The organism is Streptomyces hyaluromycini, from assembly GCF_002217755.1.
Taxonomy (GTDB): domain Bacteria; phylum Actinomycetota; class Actinomycetes; order Streptomycetales; family Streptomycetaceae; genus Streptomyces; species Streptomyces hyaluromycini.
Genome location: NZ_BCFL01000017.1, coordinates 517,386 through 537,762 on the forward strand (window position 1 = coordinate 517,386; position 20,377 = coordinate 537,762).

A 20,377-nucleotide genomic window follows, 5' to 3' on the forward strand; every position below is an offset into this window, starting at 1 on the left:
GCGGTCGTTCCGCCGTTCGGCTGGTGGCGGACACCCGCTTGCACCTCCGGCCCGGACAGCCCACCTGACCTGTGCCAGCTTGAAGGTGTCCTGTTCATCCGGAACAGGTCGTGGCGTTGAGGGCCGTCCACTTGTGAGCGCGGTTCGAAGACGGGAGGAGACGGCCGATGGCAGGTGGCGGACGGCCGTCGGGTCCGGCCCCGACCGGTGGGTCGCGACGCCGAAGCCCGGAAGGGGCGTCGGCGCCGAAGCGGCTGAAGCGCGTAGCCGGCGCTGTGGCGACCGCCGCGGCTGCGGGCCGTGCCCGGACTCGCGCGACAGCACGGGCTATCGGGCAGCTGCCCCCGCCTCCGGGTCCGTTCCGCCCCGGATTCTGGCGCAGTCCGATCCGCGGGCCCTGGCTGACCTCGGTGTTCGGCCTGGTCCTCCTGGTCGGCATTCCGCTGCTCTTCCTCACCGGACTGCTCTCCTACGCCGCCTACAACCCCGATCTGAGCCCCCTCAACGACGAGACCCCCGACAAGGGCATCCTGGGCTTCTACCTCTTCAGCTGGCCCACCCACCCGTACTGGCTCTACCGGCTGCTCCAGGGCGTGCACGTCACCCTGGGCGTGGTCCTCGTCCCGGTCCTGCTGGCCAAGCTGTGGTCCGTGATCCCCAAGCTGTTCGAATGGCTGCCGGTACGCTCCGTCGCCCACAGCCTGGAGCGGCTGTCCCTGCTGATGCTGGTCGGCGGCGTCATCTTCGAATTCGTCACCGGCATCCTCAACATCCAGCTCTACTACGTCTTCCCGGGCTCGTTCTACCGCCTGCACTTCTACGGCGCCTGGGTGTTCATCGCCGCCTTCGTCGTCCACGTGTGCCTCAGACTCGGCCGGATGACCCGCGCCCTGCGCTCGCGCAGCCTGAGCACCGAACTGCGCACCGACCTCGCCCACACCGCGCCCGAACCACCAGATCCCGACGGCCTGGTGGCGGCCGCCCCCGCCCCGCCGACGATGACCCGCCGCGGCGCACTCGGCATGGTGGGCGCGGGATCGCTGCTCCTCCTCGTCGTGACCGCCGGACAGAGCATCGGCGGCTGGCTGCGCGGCACCGCACTGCTCGCACCGCACAACCGCGACCCCGGCAGCGGCCCGAACGCCTTCCAGATCAACAAGACGGCGGCGAAGGTCGGCATCACCCCCGCGCTCGTCGGACCGAGCTGGCGGCTGGAGGTGCACGGACGCGGAGCGCCACGGATCCTCACCCGCGAGCAGCTCCTGGCGATGCCCCAGCACGCCGCCGCACTGCCGATCGCCTGCGTGGAGGGATGGTCCACCGAGGACCAGCACTGGAGCGGCCTGCGGCTGGCCGACCTCGCCGCCCTGGCCGGGATGCCTGACGCCGCAAGCGTCCTGGTTCAGTCCATCCAGCCGCCCGGCCCTTTCACCAGGGTGGTGCTGCGCGGCAACCAGATCCGCGACCCCCGAGCGCTGCTCGCCCTCCGCGTCAACGGCGCGGCCCTCTCGCTCGATCACGGCTACCCGGCCCGCATCATCGTCCCGGCCAACCCCGGCGTGAACAACACCAAGTGGGTCCACCGGCTCACCTTCAGGGCGTGACCATGGCACGATTCGTCCGCTGGTACGGCTCCGGCCCCCTGCACCTGCTCGTCCTGATCGCCTCGTTCGCCCTGACCGGCTACGCCCTGGTACGCCTGTTCGCCGTCCAGCCCTGGCAAGTGGCGATCTGGCTCGTCGGCGCGGCAATCCTCCACGACCTCATCCTGCTGCCCCTGTACTCACTGGCCGACCTGTCGGCCCTCTCCGTACTACGACACCGCTCCGACGCCTCCGACAGACCGACGGTGCCCTGGATCAACCACCTGCGCGTCCCCGCCTTCCTCTCCGGTCTCCTCCTACTGGTCTGGTTCCCCCTCATCCTCCGTCTGGCGGTCCCCTACCCCGGTGACACCGGCCTGTCCGACAGCATCTACCTCGGCCGATGGCTGGCGATCACCGGCGTGCTCTTCGCAGCCTCCGCGGTCGCCTTCGCCGTGCGACTGCGCCGCGTGCACCGGCCCGGCGGCGACGAGAGCCGACCCTCTGCCGGGCCCGGCACAGCGCCGTGACCACGGACGAGAACGAGCTGTACGACGCCGACGAGGACCCGTACGCCCTCGCCCTCCGCCCCGGCCGGGAACCGGTCTACCTGCGGCTGGACGACGGGCGCCGCATCCGGATGCCGGTCCACCGCTGGCACGAGCAGCCCACGGCGGCCGACAACACCGTCCTGGAACGCTGCACCGGCCCCGTCATCGACATCGGCTGCGGCCCGGGCCGCATGTGCAGAGCACTCCTCAGCCGGGGAGTCTTCGCCCTCGGGGTCGACATCACACCTCGCGCGGTCGCACTGACCACCGCCCTGGGCGGGCTGGCACTGCGGGCATCTGTCTTCGACCGGCTACCGGCCGAGAAAGGCTGGCGGACGGTGCTGCTCATCGACGGCAACATCGGCATCGGAGGCGACCCCCATGGCCTGCTGCGCCGCTGCGGCGGCCTCATCGCCCCCACCGGGTGCCTCGTCGTCGAGGTCGATCCGAGGGACGTGCAAGAGCAGTGCACCGCCCGGTTCGAGAACGTCCAGGGCCAGGCCGGACCGTACTTTCCCTGGGCCCGACTGGGACGACCGGCGCTCCACAGGATCGCCGCCGACCTCGCCCTCGCCGTCACCGACCAGTGGACGAGCGAACACCGCTGCTTCGCCACCCTCACCCACCAGAGATCATCCTGCGACCGCCCTGACGCGGACCCCACAGCGACGGAAGACGGCGGGGCCGCGGTCGTCTGAGCCGAACACTGCCCCGCTCCCCTCCGCTGCCTGGGGTCGAGCGTCCGAACGAACCGGGCGATAACCTGCTCGCCGGGAACGGAAGTGTGCTGCCGCTCTGCGGCCTCCACGGCCTTCTTCGCAAGCTTCTCCGGGCTGCGGACGCCACGCGTGCGCAGCCATCGTGTGAGCCGCGCGGTCCCGAGGCACCGGAGGGCTGCCGGCGTCCGATAGCCGGCCAGCAGGACGAGTGTTCCAGCGCTGGTCAGGACAAGCGCGCGTTCCAGCGCAGGGAACATGCTGGCCAAGGCGGCGCGCAGCCGATTGATGGACCGGGCGCGGCCGCGAACGAGGTCGGTGCGGCGGTTCGTCAGGAGCCGGAGTTCGATGCTGGTCTCATCGTTGGGCCTGAGTTCCTGGAGGTCACGGCGGATCCAAGCCTGGTCGGCGATGACGAGTGAGTCGCGGGCGTCGATCTTGCCCTCGCCTCTCCGGCTCACGCCGACAACGACAGCAACTTCGGCCCCGGTGTGAACGCCGCGAACAACTGGAACTTCAGCGCGGCCGCGGTGTACTTCCAGGAACTGGCCGTGGTTCCGGTGGGCGGCGCATCCGCCGGGGACGCCCTCAACCACTGCGTGAACGGAAACGTGCTCAACCACTCCGGCTGACCGAAAGCCGTGTCGGCCCCTCAGCCCCGGGTCATCACTGCTCCGGGGCTGCTCTCCGAGACGGATGGCGAGCAGCAGCCTCTCCGCCCCGCACACGATCCCCCGCACGGCTTCGAGACACCCGGACAAGCAGACCTCAGGTCAGCGCTTCTTCGTCTTCTTGCGCTGCGGCGGAGTCCACTCACCTCGGTGCAACTGGCAGCGGGAGTAGCCGATCATCGCCGGATTCTGGCACCGTTTGCCAGTCTTGGTCTGAGTCGACCCACACTTGACCTGCTTGCCCATTCGTCCTCCCCAGTCCGGTCGAGGCGGCCCACGCCGAACCCATCGTCACCGGACTGAGGCACTCATCGCCCTGTTTGCAGCTTCATTCGGCCGATTCGATGCCCTTCTTGCCTGAATCATGACATTTCAATGTTCAGGCCGATCACTGACCGACTGCCGAACAGGCATCGCCGCCCTGCTGCATGACGGCGTTCTGGTCGCACCGATGGAGCGCTGGATGCCCTGGCCCTTCGAACGCAGCGACGGCCTGCTGTGCGCGGTCAGCCTCTCCGATCCTCACTCCCGCTCCCCCGCCGAGCTCCGGCATCCGTTCGGTTCGCGGCTTTGGTGAAGCCCCCGACCGGTAGCCGTTGGCGGTGACCATGACCGCGGCGGCCGGAAGCTCCGGTGCGCCGCGGTCGCGTACGACACCACTGAACGCGCGCACATAGCTCTCCACAGGCGGCCACGACACGACCGACCGGCAGCACCGCGAGCTGCGATGCGACACCGGCTGCGAGGGCGCGCGGACCGCCGCCGAGGTGCAGTGCCGCGAACGCGAGAGCCAGGGGAGCGACGGCCGAGCCCGACCACGACAGCAGGCAGGCGGGCGGGCGGCGAAGTGCAGCCGGAAGCCGCGGTGGACAAGCGGCTCTCCGGCTTCAGCAAGCCGGCCTCGCCATCCGCCCGCAGGATCGGCCTCGCTCCCGCCGACTACGACGGCCAGAAGATCGCTGCGACTCCACTACAGCGGCTCGGCCAGGCCCGGCAGAACCGCGCCCGGCCGAGCCCGGACTCGACGAGCGAAGGCCAACGAGTCCCAGGTACACCTGTCGTAGACGAGATAGCGGTGAACTCGACCTTCGCTAAAGCGACTTCGCAGGCATCCCGCCACGAAGTGGCGCAGGTCACAGAAAATGCGTCTCGCAATTCGAGACGATCCAGGTTGCCGTTGCCGAAGTGGCGCCTTGGGGCCCCTGCGGCGACCCCCGAGCGTCGACTTAGGGCACACAGAGGGCATGAAACCCTTAAATTGGACTAGACAACAAACAAACCCCAGGCCGCTGACCTGGGGTTTCAATCTGGAGCGGGTGACGAGAATCGAACTCGCGCTCTCAGCTTGGGAAGCTGCGGGCACATCCGGCCGGATCGGGGGTTGACCTGGTCAAACGGCTGAGCCACGGCGTTGTCGGTGTCGCTTGCTTTCACCGTGATTCCCCGCTGTTCCCCGCTCGATCTGGTGCGCTTGTGGTGCGGAGTCGTGTGATGCTCAGCGGATCGCGTTCCTGAGCCGCTTCACCACTTCCGCCACTTGTTCGTGAGCTGGTACGGGCCGAGGCCATGACGTGCGGTCAAGGCGACTACATCGACGCCGTGCTCGGTGAGTGATTCGTCGATGTAGTCGCACAGAGCTTCGCGTTCGTCGGTTTCGAAGGTGCCACCGTTGTCGGCGTCGTTCGCCGCGTTGAGGGCCAGGACGACGCTTTTGACAACAGCAAAGACCTGCTCGTCGCTCGCCTCACCAAGTCCATGAAGCTCGCCCTCAAAGGCGTCGAGGAGTACGTCGGTCGCCACAAGTAGCTCCTCGGGGTACAGCACTGCCACGCAGGCACACTCGGGGTCCAGGGTGCCGTCGGCAAGCTCCTGGGCTTCCTCAGCTATGCCACGCCGCCAGCTCGTAGTCGGTCTCTCAGCCATAGGCGGGACCGTACAGGCCAGGACTGACAGTGAACTGAAGCCACCACGCTACCGGCGCTCTCTCAGCGCTGCGCACACGCTTTCCAACTGTGGTGGTGGGGTGTTGGACTGGGTGCCAGGGCGTTCACCTGCGTTCACGTACGGTTGAGCATGCCCTATCGATCACCGTTGAACGGCCGTGAACGTGGCTGAATGAGACGGAAACTGAGACGGCCGGACTCGTCATCGCAGCATGTCAGCGCGCCCGGTGTGCGGATCCGCGTTGACTCGCGGGGGAGGCCAGGAGGGCGCCAGGATTGGCCTCGGGTGGGGGTACGTCCATGCGGGACCTCAGCGGGGCGAGATGGTAGGAGAAGCTCCATCCAGGCAGTGGTCGTACGCGGACTTCATGGAGGGATACGACGCGCTCAGAGCTATTCGACTGCCCGGAGCGTCGTCTTCGCAGACGTATCCCCCTGGGCCTGAGGCTGTCTTGACGTGCAGCATTACTTCGTAGGAGGAGATATGTACCTTGCGGATCGCCCTCGCTGGGATGACACCTAGGCTTTGCTGCTCGGCGCATTCGTTGTCCCCGTCGCCGGCACACCAGAAGACGTGCACTGGATTCGATGTGCCGTTCGCCAGGGTGATCGGATCGACGTTCTCAGGGTCGGTCGGATCAGGGTTGCAACCAGTGAGAGTGAGTACAGCCAAGCCCAGCAGAATCGTGGTCGCAATGTGGGCAACGCGGCTGTTCAGCAGGTTCACTGACTCTCCGAGGGGTCGTCATGCGAAGCCGCACCATATCGCAAGATGGCGGCTCCAGGACCTGAGCTTGGGAAGCTCGGGTTTCTTGGCGGCGGTTGCAGCGGTGACCTGCGACGGAGCGATGTTGGAGTCCTGGTCGCACCCGGGGCAAGTTCCCGCTGTTCCCCGTGGTTCCCCGCAGGATCTGGCACGCGAATGGCACGGCCTCTTCGCCTCGAACGTCCTTTGGTGGAACTGGGCCCCGGAGTGTCTGAGCCTCAGCCGACGACAGTCAGCCACGACGGCGGGTGCGTCGACCGACCACGCACGCGTATGCCTCGCTGTACCCCCACCGGCCTCAGCCACGCTACTGGCTTGTGTCGTCGACCAGAGCAAGCCGCGACTGCCGGCCCGTGACGGACGGTCCGCGAGCTCTCGGCTGGGGTGGTGCCGCGAGTACAGGCGCTCGTTGAACGACGTGGGGTCCCTGTGATGCACGCACCTGCTACAAGCCATCCCGCAAACACTGGGTGAGCCAATCGCTTGGTGGGTAGTGTGGAACGTTGTCGGGGCCGACTACCCTTGTGGCGCTGGCCAGGGTTACGCAGGGGGGTAGCGCAGATTACATGCCAACAGTCACGCTTGCCGATCAAATGCTATTGCACATTTCCACCAGCAAGAGCGCAACAATATCAGCACTTCCAGTAGGTGGCAGCAAATATCCGTTCCCCACGGCTCAATTGCTGCAGCAGATCGTCTCGGATCGTCTGCTTCTAGCCGGAGGGCATCTCCGGGCGGGTGACGCTCTACTTTTTGCGACACAATACAGATCGGCCATCAGTCGTTTCTACTACGCAATGTATCAAGCGGCGCGCGCCATCGCTTTCGCGGAAATTAAAGGTGACGATCACGAGCGCCATAACATCCTTCCGCGGAATCTCCCTGCGGGCATCGATAGCCCGGTCGTGCGTGAGGCTGAACTCGTGGATGCCCGCCTGCTGCGCAATCAGGCTGATTATGACATCTACCCAATCAACGAATCCGATTGGGAAAACGATGCTCGTGCACTTTCAGCAACAGCGGCCAACTTTGTCCAGATGTGTGAATCTTTCGCCCTGACGAACGGATATATCTGATGTCGGCAAGTGATTACGAAGCCCGAATCGCTCGGGTACTTGACGATGCAGACATCCCCATCGTGCGTGTCGAGGAAAGGTCATTTCCTGGCGAACGATGGTTTCTTGTTTGGGTGGACGAAGACTCGATAGCGGCAGCGCAGAGTCTGGCTGGACCTATTGAGCAAGAACTAAATTCCGTGCACGATACGGAAAATGAATCTCTCGCTGTCACTTTCAGGCCGCATCGTACCGATGTTGAAAAGCCTCTGGTCTCGACGCCAAAGAGCGTCCTCGCCTCTTCAAAAGTTGACCAGCTGATCCAGCTGTTGGAAGCTAGGTCGCGCACATCTGACGCACTTCCCAGTCTCAAGTACATGGAAGATCCCCGGGCTAGTCTGGCCGCTATTGGTGCGTCACGTCACCACCTCGTCTACGGCCGACGTGGTGTAGGGAAGACCGCGCTCCTTCTCGAGGCTAAGCGTCTCGCCGAGAGAGAAGGGCACGTAACGGCGTGGATGAATGCCCACACCCTGCGACTAATGAACCCATCTTCCGCTTTCCTTATGATTGCGGAGACTGTACTAACCTCCTTGATTCAGCACGCAGGCACTTCCCAGGGTGATTCCTTCGCTCGCCTAAAAGATCTCGGCGAGAAAGTCACATCTCTCCGGGCCGCTGAAGGAGATGCAGAGCTCGGCGAAACCATCGCTGATTTGAATAGGGGATTGCGGACGGTCCTGCGAGCGGGGATCGTTCGCCTGTACCTGTATCTCGATGACTTCTACCTTTTCCCTACCTCCGCGCAACCGCATCTGCTTGACTACTTGACTAGCATGCTGCGCGACTGTGATGGCTGGCTGAAGGTTGCGAGCATTGAACGCTTGACGCGGCCTTTCGAGCCATCCTCGCATATCGGCATTGAAATTCCGCATGACGCATCCAAGATCGATCTGGATGTGACTTTGGAAGATCCTGAAGCCACGCAGAAGTTCTTGGAGTCCGTGCTTACGAACTACACGGAAACCGTGGGGATCTCTAAACCGTCGAGTATTACCCGTGATGCAGCGCTTGGCAGGCTGATTCTCGGTTCAGGTGGTGTACCTAGGGATTACTTGAACCTTTTCGCCTCTTCGATCGTGGCAGCTAGATCCCGGACAAACGCTCGGGAGGTCGGACAGGAAGACGTCGCAGATGCCGCCGGTAAGGCGGCGCGAGGAAAATTGAGAGATCTAGAGCAGGATGTTTCTGCAGATAACGCCGATTCTTTGACCTCGGCTCTCGAATATCTTTCGTCGTATGTTCGGGGAGAGGGATACACCTACTTCCGCGTCGATGTTGCCCAAAAATCCCTCCCGGCCTATGAGACTCTTGCACGCCTCGTTGACCTCCGGTTTGCGCACCTGATTCAGGCTACGCTCTCAGACCAGCACCGCCAGGGAGTCAAGTATGAGGCGTACATTCTCGACCTAAGTCAGTACTCAGATGTGCGCTTGAAGCGGGGGCTGCACGTACTTGACCTCGAGGACGGCAAATGGACTTTTAGGTTGAGCGGAAAGGCTAATACGCTCAGAAAATTGAAGAGCACTCTATTCCGAGACGAGTTGCGGCGATCGCCTGTACTCGATCTGGAAGCGCTTGGGCGGTATGCGGGCCTGAACACGGCATGAGGTCGGTAGAACGACTTTGGGGCCGTGAACTTCGAGGCTCGCGCCAGAGTGGCTGCGTATAGCCGTGTAGCCGACCGCCCCAGCCGCGATGAACCCCTGCTTCGGCATCTCATGGTTGATCGCTCTGAGCGCGGCACGTGCGCCGGCCGGGCTGGAGCGGGACGGAGGCAGGAGCGCAGGCCCGGCCGGGGGCCGGGCCGCGCGCGGGGAGCGGAGCGAGCCGCCTTGAACCTGTAAGGAAGGTTGTAACTCAGTCGGGCGTGTGGGGCGCCTGAGGTGCTGTGTGCGCTTTGAAGTCCTGTGTGCAGGATGGGAGTTCGCTGCCTTGACGGTGTGCCAGTGGCAGGAAGATCACGGGCCGGATCGTCCATGTGATGCGAGTGCTGGCCTGCGTGACTGTCACCGTGCACGCCTCGGCGCACAGGAGGGCTTTCCTCGTCGCTATGCGGCCGTCGTAGAGCCACTCCCACGCTTCCTGAGACGCGTCGGGGTCGAGTGCCGGTGAGATGGTGCGGAGTGCGATGGCAACCCATCTGTCTGCCTGGGGCGCGGAGTAGGCGTCGAAGGAGGCCCGGAGCGCCGGCCATCCCGTCCCGTCGGTGATGTCCTCGGTCCAGCACTCGCACCAGTAGCCCCGCTGCGGCTTGTCCATCAGCACGGGTGACCTCCGGTCGGTCGGCCCGCGAACAGCTCGGCGGTGACCGTGTAGCCTCCGTCGCTCTCGTGGACGACGACGCGATGGGCGATTGCGCTGACCATGCCCAAGCCTCGGCCGTGCTCGGCCTCCTGGTCCTGGCGCTTGATCTTCGGTGCGGTGCCGGCGACCCCCTCATCCGTGACCGACAGTGCGATCACCTGCGCTGACACCGCAAGGGCCAGATGGAAGCTGCCCGACTGCTGGCCGCTGGCCGTGTGGAGGATCGCGTTCGCGCTCAGCTCGCTCACGATCAGCTCGGCGTCTTCGGCTAAAGGGGAGCCTCGCAGGATGTCACGGGTCCAGCGGCGGGCTCGGCTGACCTCTTCCGGGAAACCTGGGCAACTGAGTCCCCAGACCCGGGCTGTACTCGTATACTCGTGCATACAAGTCCCTTCGTGCTGGTAGGCCGCCATGTGCAGCGGGTTCGGGCTAGACGAGTTTCACGCCATCGTGGGCGCGGATCGCAGGTGGAGACGCCGCGTCCATCGCGTCCAGGACGCGGATGGCGTACGCCTCGTCGGCAAGCTCGGAGACTTCTTCGCGGGTGGCCCAGCGCAGTGCGCGGGTCTCGTCGCCAGTGGTGGGCGTGCCGTCGGCGGCCTCGCAGCGGAAGACCAGGGAGACGATCAGGCCCGTCATGTTCTTGTAGACACCGGTCAGAGTCGCCGGAAGGGCGATCTTGATGCCGGTCTCTTCGAGAACTTCGCGTTGCAGGGCCTCGGGGATGGTCTCCTCGCGTTCGAGGACACCGCCCGGCGGTTCCCACTTGCCGTTGTCCCGGCGCTGGATCAGGAGGGCACGGCCGCGGGTGTCTATGACGACCCCGGCGACGCTCACGGAGTGCGGGCGTTCTGTGCTCACGTTCCTCGGCCCTCTCGGCTGGCTAGGCTCTCCACCGTAGCAACAACACTCGCCCACTCGTCTAGATACCTAAAGGAGTACAAGTGAGCCCTGCCCTTCCTTCGGGCCTCCTCGGAGATCTCGACCCCACGAGCGATCGTGCGGTCTTCCGGCAGATCGCCGACCAACTGCGCGAAGCCATCGACCGTGGGCGATTCGGCGAGGGCGAGAAGCTGCCCTCAGAGGCTGAGCTTGTCGAACACTACGGAGTGTCCCGGATGACGGTCCGGAACTCCTTCTCCATCCTCCAGGGGGAAGGGCTCGTGCATGCAGAGCACGGGAAGGGTGTGTTCGTACGGCCCCGGCCTCCCGTGCGGCGGCTCGCCTCCGACCGGTTCGCCCGGCGGCATCGGGAGCAGGGGAAGTCCGCGTTCATCGTGGAGGCGGATGCGGCCGGCAGTCACCCACAGGTCGACAGCCTTGAAGTGAAGGAAGAGAAGGCCAGCCAGGACGTCTCCACGCGGCTCGGGTCCGTGCGGCGGGTACTCGCCCGACGGCGCCGGTACCTCCTCGACGGCCGGCCGGTCGAGTTCGCCACCTCCTACCTCCCCCTCGACATCGCCCGCGGCACCCAGATCGCCGAACCCAACCCCGGGCCTGGTGGCATCTACGCCCGCCTCGAAGAGCTGGGGCACCGCCTCGACCACTTCGAGGAGGAGATCCGCGCCCGGATGCCTTCGCCCGACGAGGTGAAGACGCTCCGGCTAGCCTCTGGCGTCCCGGTCATTCACCTGATCCGTACCGCTTTCGACACCGAGGGGCGGCCAGTCGAAGTCTGCGACACGGTCATGGCGGCGGACGCCTACGTCCTGTCGTATCAGCTTCCGGCGACCTGATCGTCATGGTTTGCGGTGGTGCGCGGGCACAGCTCTCCGAACTCGTACACCCCAACACACATACTCGTATAGACGAGTGGGCAAGTTGTGTGGCAGGGTGATCGTCGTGAGCCCGGGAGATCGGGTTCGCAGATCGCTACATGTATAGACGAGTAGATAGGGAGTGTGCTGTGCGCACCATCCGTGTGGAGACCACCGCCGCCACGATCCTCCTCACCGAGGCTCCTGAGCCCAAGGTCCGCGACCGCCAGACCGGCGAGATCGCCAAGGACGCCGTGAGCGGTGAGGCGCTGATGACCATCGGCGTCGTCTACATCGAGGACGGGGAGTCCTCGCTGATCAAGGTCACCGTGCCGGAGGGCGGCGTTTCCGAGGGGCTGAACCTCGGCGCGCCGGTCTCGCTCCCCGGCCTCGTCGCCCGGCCGTGGGAGTCCGTGTTCAACGGGCAGCAGCGCCACGGCATTGCCTACCGGGCCGCCGCCGTCACACCGGCCGCGTTCCCGGCAACCATGGGGGCCACCGCCTGATGACCGACCTGACAACGCTCCTGGAGGTGGGTGGTCCTGTCGCCGCGCTCGGCTGCGGGGCCGCCTACACCCGGGCCAAGCACCCGGCGGCCTACTGGTCCACCGTCGGCGGCCCGATATCCACGGTCCGCCTGCTCAGCTCCTACGGCTCCGTCATGGAAGCCTGCGGCCTGACCGTCGCGCCCTCCCGGCTGCGGGTCCTCGCCGTCAAAGCCACCACCCGGCGGGAGGTCCGGGCGGTCCCGCCCCGCCGGGGCATCATCCGTCCCACCTCGACCGGGCTGCGGCTTCGCCTCCGGCTCGCTCCCGGACAGGAGCCGGCCGATGTCGCCGCCTCGGCCGAACGGTTGCGGCACGCCTGGGGCGTCCATGCCGTCTACGTCACCACGGTGAAGCCGGGTGTCGTGGAACTGCGGCTCGTCGGCTACGACGTCCTGCGGCGGGTGCGCATGCCCCGCAAGACCGGCGGCGGGTTCCTGAAGGTGCCGGTGGCGCTGCGCGAGGATGCCATGCCCTTCGTTCGCGACTACCGAACGGTTCCCCACCAACTCACGCTCGGCGCAACCCTGTCAGGCAAGTCCATGTACCTCCGGCACCTCATCGCCGGACTTGCCCCTCAGCCCGTCGCCCTCGTCGGAATCGACTGCAAGCGGGGCGTCGAACTGGCGCCGTTCGCCGCCCGGCTCTCGGCGCTCGCCACCGACCCGGACGAAGCTGCCGAGTTGCTGCCCGTCCTGGTCAAGGAAATGGAGGATCGATATGACCTGATCAAGGAACGGCAGGGCATCGCGCCCGGCACCCCGGACGAGGAGATCACCTCCGACATCTGGGGTCTGCCGGAGACCCAACGCCCCGTGCCCATCATCCTGTTCGTCGACGAGGTGGCCGAACTCTTCCTCACCGCGACCCGCAAGGACGAGGAACGGCGGGACGAGATGGTCACCCAGCTCATCCGCCTCGCCCAGCTCGGCCGCGCGGCCGGCATCTACCTGGAGGTCTGCGGGCAGCGCTTCGGCGCCGAACTCGGCAAGGGCGCGACCATGCTCCGGGCCCAGCTCACCGGCCGAGTGTGCCACCGCGTCAACGACGAAGCCTCCGCCAAGATGGCGCTCGGTGACATCGCCCCCGAAGCGGTCTTCGCCGCCTGTGCCATCGCTCCTGAGATGCCCGGTCTCGCCGTCGCGGGCGACACCTCCGGCGGCTGGTCCCGCATCCGCACCCCGTACCTCTCCCTCGGCGATGCCGCCGAGACCTGCCGGGAGGCGGCGCACCTGGTGCCCGACCTGCCTTCGCTCAAGCCCTTCCGGCCTCACGTGCCCGTACGCCCGGTCGAGCCTGCGGCGCCGGTCGTCCGGCCGCGTCCGGTGGCCGACTGACCGTCGTCCCTTCCTCGCATCGGTCGGCGTGACCGCCTCGCGCCAAGTCCCTACCCCTCCCATGCCCGAAACCGAAAGGAGCCGGACCGTGCGCGTCCACCTCGGCCGTGTCGACGCGGTGTTGGTCCAGGCGCTCATTGCTGCCGCGCTGTCCTTCGCCCACCTCCATGACGTAGCCATGGCGGCTGGACAGGACGGGTGGAAAGCCTGGGCCTACCCGATCAGCGTTGACCTGTTGCTCGTCGCCGCATGGCGTCGACTCCGCTCCGGGACGGCCAAAGCGGCGGCCTGGTGCTGGTTCGTCATCGCCCTCGTCGCGTCCCTCGGCGCGAACGTCGCCACCGCCGGCCTCCTCGACCTGGACGACGTCCCCGCCTGGCTACGCATCCTCGTCGCCGGATGGCCCGCCGTCGCCTTCCTCGGCGGCACCCTCCTCGCCCACTCAGCGCCGAAAGCGGCCACCGAAGAGATCGGCGCCCACGTCATCGAGGACCAGGAGCACGAGCCCGAAGCCATCACCCCCGACCCGACGCCTGTCCAACCCGCCATCGAGGCGCTGCCGGAACACCCGCCCGTCCCGGTGCCGGCCGCCCTGGTCGACCACGCCCGAAAGGTCGCCGCCGAACACCACACCCGCACCGGTACCCCGATCGACACACCGACCCTCCGCGCCCGCCTCGGCGTACCGGCACCCATGGCCGAAGCCATCGCCGCCCAACTCGTCTGAACAGGAGGCACCATGCCGCTCTTCTGCTTCAACACAGCCGCCGACTACCTCGACGCAGCTCGCCAGATGGCCGACACCGGGCGCCCGACACTGGCCCGCCTCCTCGCCGAAGAGGCCGCCGATCGCGTGTCGGACGCTGCCGAAGCTGCCCGGATCTTGAACGAATTCCCCGGCTCCAGTCTGCGACAGGAGGACTGACCATGACCACCAACCGCCGCTTCCGCAACGTCACCCGCACCGGCCCCGTCCAGGTCGGCACCGCCTACGACGACCGGGGCCGCGAGAAACACACCGCCGCCTGCACCGCCCCACGCTGCGGCTTCTCCGCCGACTACGACAGCCGCGCCGCCGCCGAACTCGCCGCCCGCACCCACCGTTGCCCCGTCCGCTGAAAGGACCCTGCACCCCGTGACCCTCAACCTGCCGCTCGTCGTCGTCCTCGGCTTCTTCGCCTGGGCGGCCGTCAAGTACCTCGGCGTCCGCACCTGGATCGTCGTCCTGGTCGCCCTCTTCGGCTTCTGGCTTTCCCACACCTTCCTCGCCCCCGCCATCGAATCCGGCACGCGTACCGGCGTGACCGTCATAAACGGCTCACATGCCTAGACGAGTAGATAAGGAAATCCCGGCCGTGTTCCTGCCCAAGTACCCCGACAACCCCACCCCGCCGCCCGCACACACCCACACGCCGACCGACCCGGCCCCCATGCGGCGCTCCGCACTTCCGGCCGTGTCCGTCAGCACTGGCGCCGTCGTCGCCGTGCTCACGGGCGGCGTGGTCCTCACCGCGCTCCTGGCCGCCGTCGCCGTCTCGGCCATCTCCGTGGCCATCGCCGCCGTGGTCCTGCGCTCCCTGCTGCGCGACCACAACCGGCGCTGAACCCTCCGCCTCGACCCCTGGGGCGGCCACGACACCGCCAAGCATCCGGCCGCCCCGGGGCCCGTCACTCCTGACCGAGCCAGCCAGAAGGAGCCAGCCATCTTCACCCGCACCACCCCGCCCCCGCTCCACGAACTCACCAACCTCGCCGCAGGCGGCACCCTGCCCGGTATCCTCCGCCAACTCTCCGGCCTCGGCGGCTGCACCAACCCCATCCGCCTCGACGGCCACCGCACCGAATACGACCTCGACACCACCACCGGCGAGATCGGCCTCATCCTCCAGCACCTCGACTCCACCGACCTGCCCGCCGGCCAACTCCTCGTCCGCTGCAACAACCGCCGCACCACCCGCTGCGCGGCCTGCGCAGAGGTCTACCGCCGCGACACCTTCCACCTGATCACCACCGGACTCCGGGGCGGCAAGGGCACCCCGGAACATGTCGCCGCGCACCCTCGCGTCTTCGCCACCTTCACCGCCCCGGGCTTCGGCCCCGTCCACAACCGCCGCACCGACGGCCGCGCCTGCCGCTGCGGCACCCACCACAACCAGGACGACGACGCCCTCGGCACCCCGCTCGACCCCGACACCTACGACTACGAAGCCGCCGTCCTCTGGAACGCCCACGCAGGCGCCCTCTGGCGACGCTTCTCGATCTACCTCCGCCGGGAGGTCGCCAAGCGCGCAGGCCTCTCACAACGCCGCCTCCGCGACCACGCCCGCGTCTCCTTCGCCAAGGTCGCCGAATACCAAAGACGCGGCGCCGTCCACTTCCACGCCGTCATCCGCCTCGACGGCCCGCAAGGCGGCGACACCCCACCCCCGCCCTGGGCCACCGCAGAACTCCTCACCGACGCCATCCAGGCCGCCGCCACCAAGGTCCGCGTCGACGGCCCGACCCTCGGCGGCCGCACCCACACCTTCACCTTCGGCCGCCAACTCGACGTCCGCACCATCCGATCCGCCGACTTCGACACCAGTACGGAACTGAGCGAACGGGCCGTCGCCGCCTACATCGCCAAGTACGCCACCAAGGGCGCCGAGACAGCCACGGGAGCTCTCGACCGGCCGCTGAAGTTCGCCGCCGAACTCGCCCAGCTCGACATCAGTGACCACGCCCGCCGTCTCATCCGGACCGCCTGGAATCTCGGCGCCCGCAAGAGCCTCGAACACCTCCGCCTGCGGGCCTGGGCCCACATGCTCGGCTTCCGCGGCCACTTCTCCACCAAATCCCGCCGCTACTCCACCACCCTCGGCGCCCTCCGCGACGCCCGCGCCGAATGGCGCCGCGCCCAAGCGACGACCAACCACACGCAGCCGGACACGACGCACGTCCTCGCCCACTGGGTCTTCGCCGGCACCGGCCTCAGCGCCGCCGAGACCTGGCTCGCCGCATCCCTCGAACCAGCCCCCGGAACGGAAGGAGAACCCACCGCATGACCGACCGCTACCTGTCCGTCGACCAGGTCGCCGAGCTGCTCGGCACGACCGCCCGCTTCCCCCGGCGGCTGATCGAGGAACGGCGCATCCGGTACGTGAAGGTCGGTCGGCACGTACGCATCCCCGAGAGCGCGGTCAACGAGTACATCGGCGCCCGGACCGTCGAACCGATCCGGCTTCGCCGTACCGGCGTCCGGAGGGCTGCCTGATGGCCAACAAGAAGGGCAACCGCAGACGCTTCGGCGCGGTCCGTCAGTACCGCTCCGGCCGCTGGACGGCTTCGTACCTCGGCCCGGACGGTGAACGCATCCGCGCTGAGGAGACCTTCGAGACCAAGAAGGACGCGGAGATCTGGCTGTCCCAGGTAGAAGCGGACCTCACCCGCGGCGACTGGCGGGCCCCCGACGCGGGAGCAGTCAACTTCCGTACGTACGCCGAGAAGTGGGTCGAAGAGCGGGAACTGTCCGTCCGAACCGTGGACCTGTACGAAGACCTCCTCAGGGTCCACATCTTCCCTGCCTTAGCCGCCCTCGACCTGGACGAGATCACCGCCCCTCGCGTCCGTGAGTGGCGCAGTGAGCGGCTCCGTGCAACCGGTGCAAAGACAACCGTCGCCAAGGCGTACCGCCTCGTCAAAGCCATCATGGAAACCGCCGTCGACGACGAACTGATCAGCCGCAACCCGTGCCGTATCAAGGCCGCGGGCAAGGAGTCAGCCGCCGAACGCCGTATCGCAACCGTCGCCCAGGTCGACGCCCTCGCCGACGCGATCGGAATCCGCTGGCGCCTCATGGTCTATCTCGGCGCATACGGACCGATGCGGCCCGAGGAACTCGCCGGCCTCCGCCGCCGGGACGTCGACCTCGACAATCTGCTGATCCGCGTCCGCGTCGCCGAGCCCGAGCGGACCAACGGCAAGCGGGCTCCCGGCGAGACCAAGACCGATGCCGGCGTCCGTACGGTCGTCCTCCCGGCCTTCCTCCACAAGGATCTGAGGCGGCACCTCGACTGGTACGCCGAGAAGGGGCCCGATGGTCTTCTCTTCGTCGGCGAGAAGGGAGCGGCTTTCCGGCGCACCTCCTTCGGACGGAAGTGGCGCAACGCCCGCGACGTCGTCGGGCTCCCGGACGGCTTCCGCTTCTACGACCTTCGTCACACCGGTCACACGCTCTCGACCCGTTCGGGCGCCACCCTCAAGGACACGATGGTCCGCGCCGGCCAATCGTCCGAGAAAGCCGCGATGATCTACCAGCACTCCGATGACGAGCGGCAACGAGAGGTCGCCGCCGGACTGGACGGAATGGTGCGCGCCGAACGTGCGAAGCAGGAGCACGGCCAAACGCAGCAAACCAGCCGGTGAAGACAAGTCCCACTACATGCGTGGTGGCCAACCGTGTCCTCACGCAGGCCGGTTGGCGAGGCGGAGCGGCATAGGGCGTAGGGAGAAAATTCGCGAACCAGTGTGTTCGTACTCAAGTAGCCTTACGCTCCCATTCGAGACGGGAAGGCAAATGAGTAGCGTCACACCGCAGCAGTACCGTGAGGCCGCCGAAAAGCTGATCGCCAACTACCGTGCGGCCGGGCCCATCGAGACGAAGCAGCGCAAGTACCGATCCGTCCTCATTGGGCATGGCTGGTGCAACGAAGTACACCGTCTTGCGGAGGCGTCCCTGAACCTCGTCGACCACGGATACCGTCATGAGGCGCTGATTCTGCTCCGCACCATGTTCGAGACCACCATCAGCCTGCACTGGCTTTCGCAAAAGGGCGACGCCGGTGCGCTCGGCGTGTTTGCTGAGGGAGGACGACTGAACCGAGCCGCCGCCGAGGACATGCGGAAGGGGTTCAACGTGCCACAGGACCTCATAGACGCGATCAAGGGTGAGCCGGCCGAGAAAACCGATGAGAGCGAGATCTTTCGCAAGTTCCAGGCACAGTGCGACGAGGTGGACCCCACGAGGCAGCTCTACTCCGTATACCGCTACCTCTGCAGCTTTTCCCATCCGAGCGCAACGAGCGCTTCGGTCTTCATTGAGTGGTCGACCGAGCCTCCGAGTCTGCGCAGCACGCCCAAGGAGGATGCCTCCTCCGTGGTGGAAGCAACCTTGGCCATGTGCCTGATCTGGGCGGGCCGAGCCTTCGACGAGATGGTCAACGGCAAGCCGCGCAAGCAGTTCCTGCGCTCGGTCGCCAAAGATCTCGACTTGGCCCCAATCCTGCCTGCGATCATGTAGCCGAGTGGTGCGGCTGGCCACAGTGGTGCGCTAGTGGTGCGGCACCCGCCCACAGGTCTAGACAACAAAGAACCCCCGGGCCACTGGCCTGGGGGTTTCTGCTGGAGCGGGTGACGAGAATCGAACTCGCGCTCTCAGCTTGGGAAGCTGATGTTCTACCATTAAACTACACCCGCGTAAGACGCCGACGGAGTCGGTGTCCGAATGCCCGCTCACTGTACCCCATGACGGACCCCCGGCGCCGAGACCGTGGGGTCCGTGCGTGTTTCACGGGGCGGGATCCGGCTGCGCCGGGCCGGAGTTGGGGCGTACGGTGGAGGTGTGGGAGAGGGGCCCGGTAGGCCGGAGTGCCGCCTGGAGAGCCGTCCCTTTGATCCCGTAATGTGGCTTTCCGTCGTCACGGCAGTAAGCCCGACGCGGCTCCTGGGGAAGGGACTTAAGGGACTTGATGGAACAGACCGTCGTCCGCTGTGCCGAAGGGCACGTGTTCAGCACCGCTTCGTTCCCGATGCAGCAGGCCGAGCGGCTCGGCCCCGGTCGGCTCGTGCGGTGCCCGAAGTGCGCCCGGCTGCGCAGCGTCGTGCCGGTCGCTCTTGAGAAGCGGTAACGGCAGACGAGAACAGCAGTAACAGAGGCGCGTGGACTCGTCACGGTTTTCGCGGGTCCGCGCGCCTTGCGTATCCTCGGGGCGTGCTTCTCTCAGACAAGGACATCCGGGCCGAGATCGACGCCGGGCGGGTACGGATCGATCCCTACGACGAATCCATGGTGCAGCCGTCGAGCATCGATGTACGGCTGGACCGTTTCTTCCGGGTGTTCGAGAACCACCGGTACCCGCACATCGACCCCGCCATCGAGCAGCCGGACCTCACCCGGCTCGTGGAGCCCGAGGGCGACGAGCCCTTCATCCTCCACCCCGGCGAGTTCGTCCTCGCCTCGACGTACGAGGTCATCTCGCTGCCCGATGATCTCGCGTCCAGGCTGGAGGGGAAGTCCTCGCTCGGGCGGCTCGGGCTCGTCACGCACTCCACCGCCGGGTTCATCGACCCCGGGTTCAGCGGACACGTGACCCTTGAGCTGTCCAACCTCGCGACCCTCCCCATCAAGCTGTGGCCGGGCATGAAGATCGGCCAGCTGTGCATGTTCCGGCTCTCCTCCCCCGCCGAGCACTCCTACGGCAGTGAGCGCTACGGCTCCCGTTACCAGGGGCAGCGCGGACCCACCGCCTCCCGCTCCTACCTCAATTTCCATCGGACTCAGGTGTGAGGGGTCGGGCATGAGCAGCGGCACTGACGTGCGGGAGAACCTGACCTACGAGCGGTTCGGCGTCGCCGTCCGCGAGCTCGCCCAGACCATCGCCGACGACGGGTACGAGCCCGACATAGTGCTGAGCATCGCCCGCGGCGGGGTGTTCGTCGCCGGCGGACTCGCCTACGCCCTCGACTGCAAGAACCTGCATCTGGTGAACGTCGAGTTCTACACGGGGGTGGGGACCACCCTTGAGATGCCGGTCATGCTCGCCCCCGTCCCCAACGTCATCGACTTCAGCGACAAAAAGGTCCTCGTCACGGACGACGTCGCCGACACCGGCAAGACGCTGAAGCTGGTCCGCGACTTCTGCCTCGACCACGTGGCCGAGGTCCGGTCCGCCGTGATCTATGAGAAGTCCCACTCCCTCGTGAAGTGCGAGTACGTGTGGAAGCGCACCGACGACTGGATCAACTTCCCTTGGAGCGTCGAGCCGCCGGTGGTCAAGCGGGCCGGGCAGGTTCTGGACGCCTGAGGGGCCCTTCTCGTGGGCGGTGCCG

At 66.7% G+C, this 20,377-nt stretch carries 26 protein-coding genes, 1 tRNA gene and 1 pseudogene; 21 read left to right on the forward strand and 7 right to left on the reverse strand.

The annotated features are described in order from the left end of the window. The first annotated feature begins 410 nt into the window (after nt 1-410). The 3 genes from SSP29_RS10280 to SSP29_RS59610 are packed head-to-tail and all read left to right on the forward strand — an operon-like array spanning nt 411 to nt 2,832. Nucleotides 411-1,604 (forward strand): molybdopterin-dependent oxidoreductase, encoded by a 1,194-nt coding sequence (locus SSP29_RS10280; protein WP_089100232.1) that lies wholly within the window; start codon nt 411-413, stop codon nt 1,602-1,604. Nucleotides 1,605-1,606: 2 nt separating this feature from the next. Beyond that, nucleotides 1,607-2,113, forward strand: coding sequence for a hypothetical protein (locus SSP29_RS10285; protein ID WP_089100233.1), 507 nt, complete (start codon nt 1,607-1,609; stop codon nt 2,111-2,113). Further along, on the forward strand, nt 2,110-2,832 hold the full coding sequence (locus SSP29_RS59610; RefSeq protein WP_245883064.1) for a class I SAM-dependent methyltransferase: 723 nt from the start codon (nt 2,110-2,112) through the stop codon (nt 2,830-2,832). The genes SSP29_RS10285 and SSP29_RS59610 overlap by 4 nt, the downstream gene beginning before the upstream one ends. Nucleotides 2,833-2,870: 38 nt before the next feature. Here the strand turns inward: SSP29_RS59610 and SSP29_RS59615 are convergent. Then, nucleotides 2,871-3,308: pseudogene (locus SSP29_RS59615) on the reverse strand (IS110 family transposase); the annotation flags it as partial. A gap of 33 nt (nt 3,309-3,341) precedes the next feature. Between SSP29_RS59615 and SSP29_RS59075 the strand changes: the two are divergent. After that, nucleotides 3,342-3,482, forward strand: coding sequence for a hypothetical protein (locus tag SSP29_RS59075; RefSeq protein ID WP_174855943.1), 141 nt, complete (start codon nt 3,342-3,344; stop codon nt 3,480-3,482). Between the two features lie 1,560 nt (nt 3,483-5,042). On the opposite strand, the gene SSP29_RS10300 is transcribed toward SSP29_RS59075, so the two are convergent. Together SSP29_RS10300 and SSP29_RS52470 are read right to left on the reverse strand one after the other, a co-directional pair. Continuing rightward, nucleotides 5,043-5,444, reverse strand: coding sequence for a hypothetical protein (locus SSP29_RS10300; protein ID WP_089100234.1), 402 nt, complete (start codon nt 5,442-5,444; stop codon nt 5,043-5,045). Between the two features lie 330 nt (nt 5,445-5,774). Next, complete coding sequence (locus SSP29_RS52470) at nt 5,775-6,191, reverse strand: hypothetical protein (RefSeq protein WP_145968872.1); 417 nt, start codon at nt 6,189-6,191, stop codon at nt 5,775-5,777. 605 nt (nt 6,192-6,796) lie between these two features. Between SSP29_RS52470 and SSP29_RS52475 the strand changes: the two genes are divergently transcribed. Then, nucleotides 6,797-7,306 (forward strand): hypothetical protein, encoded by a 510-nt coding sequence (locus tag SSP29_RS52475; RefSeq protein WP_145968873.1) that lies wholly within the window; start codon nt 6,797-6,799, stop codon nt 7,304-7,306. Next, the gene (locus SSP29_RS10305; protein ID WP_089100235.1) at nt 7,306-8,955 is read left to right on the forward strand and encodes an AAA family ATPase; all 1,650 of its coding nucleotides are present in this window, start codon (nt 7,306-7,308) and stop codon (nt 8,953-8,955) included. The genes SSP29_RS52475 and SSP29_RS10305 overlap by 1 nt, the downstream gene beginning before the upstream one ends. 250 nt (nt 8,956-9,205) lie before the next feature. Here SSP29_RS10305 and SSP29_RS10310 read toward each other — a convergent pair whose 3' ends face one another. From SSP29_RS10310 to SSP29_RS10320, 3 genes are read right to left on the reverse strand one after another with little or no spacing between them, the layout of a single operon-like run. Further along, nucleotides 9,206-9,607: a hypothetical protein gene (locus tag SSP29_RS10310; RefSeq protein WP_167449910.1), complete on the reverse strand. Its 402-nt coding sequence runs from the start codon at nt 9,605-9,607 to the stop codon at nt 9,206-9,208. Next, a complete protein-coding gene (locus SSP29_RS10315) occupies nt 9,607-10,035 on the reverse strand; it encodes an ATP-binding protein (protein WP_089100237.1) in 429 nt (142 codons plus the stop codon). The genes SSP29_RS10310 and SSP29_RS10315 overlap by 1 nt, the downstream gene beginning before the upstream one ends. Nucleotides 10,036-10,081: 46 nt before the next feature. Further along, nucleotides 10,082-10,489, reverse strand: coding sequence for an NUDIX hydrolase (locus SSP29_RS10320; RefSeq protein WP_089100238.1), 408 nt, complete (start codon nt 10,487-10,489; stop codon nt 10,082-10,084). Nucleotides 10,490-10,596: 107 nt separating this feature from the next. Here SSP29_RS10320 and SSP29_RS10325 point away from each other — a divergent pair, with 107 nt between their 5' ends. From SSP29_RS10325 to SSP29_RS10380, 12 genes are all read left to right on the forward strand, one after another. Then, the gene (locus tag SSP29_RS10325) at nt 10,597-11,388 is read left to right on the forward strand and encodes a GntR family transcriptional regulator (RefSeq protein ID WP_089100239.1); all 792 of its coding nucleotides are present in this window, start codon (nt 10,597-10,599) and stop codon (nt 11,386-11,388) included. 170 nt (nt 11,389-11,558) lie between these two features. After that, nucleotides 11,559-11,915, forward strand: coding sequence for an SCO3933 family regulatory protein (locus tag SSP29_RS10330; RefSeq protein ID WP_089100240.1), 357 nt, complete (start codon nt 11,559-11,561; stop codon nt 11,913-11,915). Next, nucleotides 11,915-13,291 (forward strand): FtsK/SpoIIIE domain-containing protein, encoded by a 1,377-nt coding sequence (locus tag SSP29_RS10335; RefSeq protein ID WP_089100241.1) that lies wholly within the window; start codon nt 11,915-11,917, stop codon nt 13,289-13,291. The genes SSP29_RS10330 and SSP29_RS10335 overlap by 1 nt, the downstream gene beginning before the upstream one ends. An 88-nt stretch (nt 13,292-13,379) precedes the next feature. Then, complete coding sequence (locus SSP29_RS10340) at nt 13,380-14,018, forward strand: DUF2637 domain-containing protein (protein WP_089100242.1); 639 nt, start codon at nt 13,380-13,382, stop codon at nt 14,016-14,018. 12 nt (nt 14,019-14,030) lie between these two features. After that, nucleotides 14,031-14,216 (forward strand): hypothetical protein, encoded by a 186-nt coding sequence (locus SSP29_RS55315; RefSeq protein ID WP_089100243.1) that lies wholly within the window; start codon nt 14,031-14,033, stop codon nt 14,214-14,216. Nucleotides 14,217-14,218: 2 nt separating this feature from the next. Next, entirely contained in the window at nt 14,219-14,410 is a 192-nt protein-coding gene (locus SSP29_RS55320; protein WP_089100244.1) for a mobile element transfer protein, read from the forward strand. 16 nt (nt 14,411-14,426) lie between these two features. Beyond that, entirely contained in the window at nt 14,427-14,621 is a 195-nt protein-coding gene (locus SSP29_RS10355; protein WP_089100245.1) for a hypothetical protein, read from the forward strand. 25 nt (nt 14,622-14,646) lie between these two features. Then, nucleotides 14,647-14,895, forward strand: coding sequence for a SpdD protein (locus tag SSP29_RS10360; protein ID WP_089100246.1), 249 nt, complete (start codon nt 14,647-14,649; stop codon nt 14,893-14,895). Nucleotides 14,896-15,057: 162 nt separating this feature from the next. Further along, a complete protein-coding gene (locus SSP29_RS55325; protein WP_089100247.1) occupies nt 15,058-16,335 on the forward strand; it encodes a replication initiator in 1,278 nt (425 codons plus the stop codon). Then, nucleotides 16,332-16,544, forward strand: a complete 213-nt coding sequence (locus tag SSP29_RS55330) for an excisionase family DNA-binding protein (protein ID WP_089100248.1) — start codon at nt 16,332-16,334, stop codon at nt 16,542-16,544. Before SSP29_RS55325 ends, SSP29_RS55330 begins: the two co-directional genes overlap by 4 nt. Then, nucleotides 16,544-17,695 (forward strand): tyrosine-type recombinase/integrase, encoded by a 1,152-nt coding sequence (locus SSP29_RS10375; RefSeq protein WP_089100249.1) that lies wholly within the window; start codon nt 16,544-16,546, stop codon nt 17,693-17,695. Before SSP29_RS55330 ends, SSP29_RS10375 begins: the two co-directional genes overlap by 1 nt. Before the next feature lie 151 nt (nt 17,696-17,846). Then, nucleotides 17,847-18,569: a DUF5677 domain-containing protein gene (locus tag SSP29_RS10380; RefSeq protein ID WP_089100250.1), complete on the forward strand. Its 723-nt coding sequence runs from the start codon at nt 17,847-17,849 to the stop codon at nt 18,567-18,569. Between the two features lie 102 nt (nt 18,570-18,671). Here SSP29_RS10380 and SSP29_RS10385 read toward each other — a convergent pair. Beyond that, nucleotides 18,672-18,745 (reverse strand) — tRNA-Gly (locus SSP29_RS10385). 272 nt (nt 18,746-19,017) lie between these two features. Between SSP29_RS10385 and SSP29_RS58395 the strand changes: the two genes are divergently transcribed. The 3 genes from SSP29_RS58395 (at nt 19,018) to SSP29_RS10395 (ending at nt 20,352) form a co-directional block, all read left to right on the forward strand. Continuing rightward, nucleotides 19,018-19,176, forward strand: coding sequence for a hypothetical protein (locus tag SSP29_RS58395; RefSeq protein ID WP_167449893.1), 159 nt, complete (start codon nt 19,018-19,020; stop codon nt 19,174-19,176). An 83-nt stretch (nt 19,177-19,259) separates the two neighbouring features. Then, nucleotides 19,260-19,835 (forward strand): dCTP deaminase, encoded by a 576-nt coding sequence (gene dcd / locus SSP29_RS10390; protein ID WP_089100251.1) that lies wholly within the window; start codon nt 19,260-19,262, stop codon nt 19,833-19,835. Between the two features lie 10 nt (nt 19,836-19,845). Beyond that, the gene (locus SSP29_RS10395) at nt 19,846-20,352 is read left to right on the forward strand and encodes a phosphoribosyltransferase (RefSeq protein ID WP_089100252.1); all 507 of its coding nucleotides are present in this window, start codon (nt 19,846-19,848) and stop codon (nt 20,350-20,352) included. Nucleotides 20,353-20,377 lie beyond the last annotated feature (25 nt).

Bases quoted from the DNA above. Each gene is read 5' to 3' on its own strand.
- SSP29_RS10315 (WP_089100237.1), bottom strand. From the start codon at position 10,035: ATGCACGAGTATACGAGTACAGCCCGGGTCTGGGGACTCAGTTGCCCA.
- SSP29_RS10310 (WP_167449910.1), bottom strand. From the start codon at position 9,607: ATGGACAAGCCGCAGCGGGGCTACTGGTGCGAGTGCTGGACCGAGGAC.
- SSP29_RS10300 (WP_089100234.1), bottom strand. From the start codon at position 5,444: ATGGCTGAGAGACCGACTACGAGCTGGCGGCGTGGCATAGCTGAGGAA.
- SSP29_RS10305 (WP_089100235.1), top strand. From the start codon at position 7,306: ATGTCGGCAAGTGATTACGAAGCCCGAATCGCTCGGGTACTTGACGAT.
- SSP29_RS10285 (WP_089100233.1), top strand. From the start codon at position 1,607: ATGGCACGATTCGTCCGCTGGTACGGCTCCGGCCCCCTGCACCTGCTC.
- SSP29_RS55320 (WP_089100244.1), top strand. From the start codon at position 14,219: ATGACCACCAACCGCCGCTTCCGCAACGTCACCCGCACCGGCCCCGTC.
- SSP29_RS10335 (WP_089100241.1), top strand. From the start codon at position 11,915: ATGACCGACCTGACAACGCTCCTGGAGGTGGGTGGTCCTGTCGCCGCG.
- SSP29_RS10375 (WP_089100249.1), top strand. From the start codon at position 16,544: ATGGCCAACAAGAAGGGCAACCGCAGACGCTTCGGCGCGGTCCGTCAG.
- SSP29_RS55315 (WP_089100243.1), top strand. From the start codon at position 14,031: ATGCCGCTCTTCTGCTTCAACACAGCCGCCGACTACCTCGACGCAGCT.
- SSP29_RS52475 (WP_145968873.1), top strand. From the start codon at position 6,797: ATGCCAACAGTCACGCTTGCCGATCAAATGCTATTGCACATTTCCACC.
- SSP29_RS55330 (WP_089100248.1), top strand. From the start codon at position 16,332: ATGACCGACCGCTACCTGTCCGTCGACCAGGTCGCCGAGCTGCTCGGC.
- SSP29_RS10380 (WP_089100250.1), top strand. From the start codon at position 17,847: ATGAGTAGCGTCACACCGCAGCAGTACCGTGAGGCCGCCGAAAAGCTG.
- SSP29_RS10395 (WP_089100252.1), top strand. From the start codon at position 19,846: ATGAGCAGCGGCACTGACGTGCGGGAGAACCTGACCTACGAGCGGTTC.
- SSP29_RS58395 (WP_167449893.1), top strand. From the start codon at position 19,018: ATGGAACAGACCGTCGTCCGCTGTGCCGAAGGGCACGTGTTCAGCACC.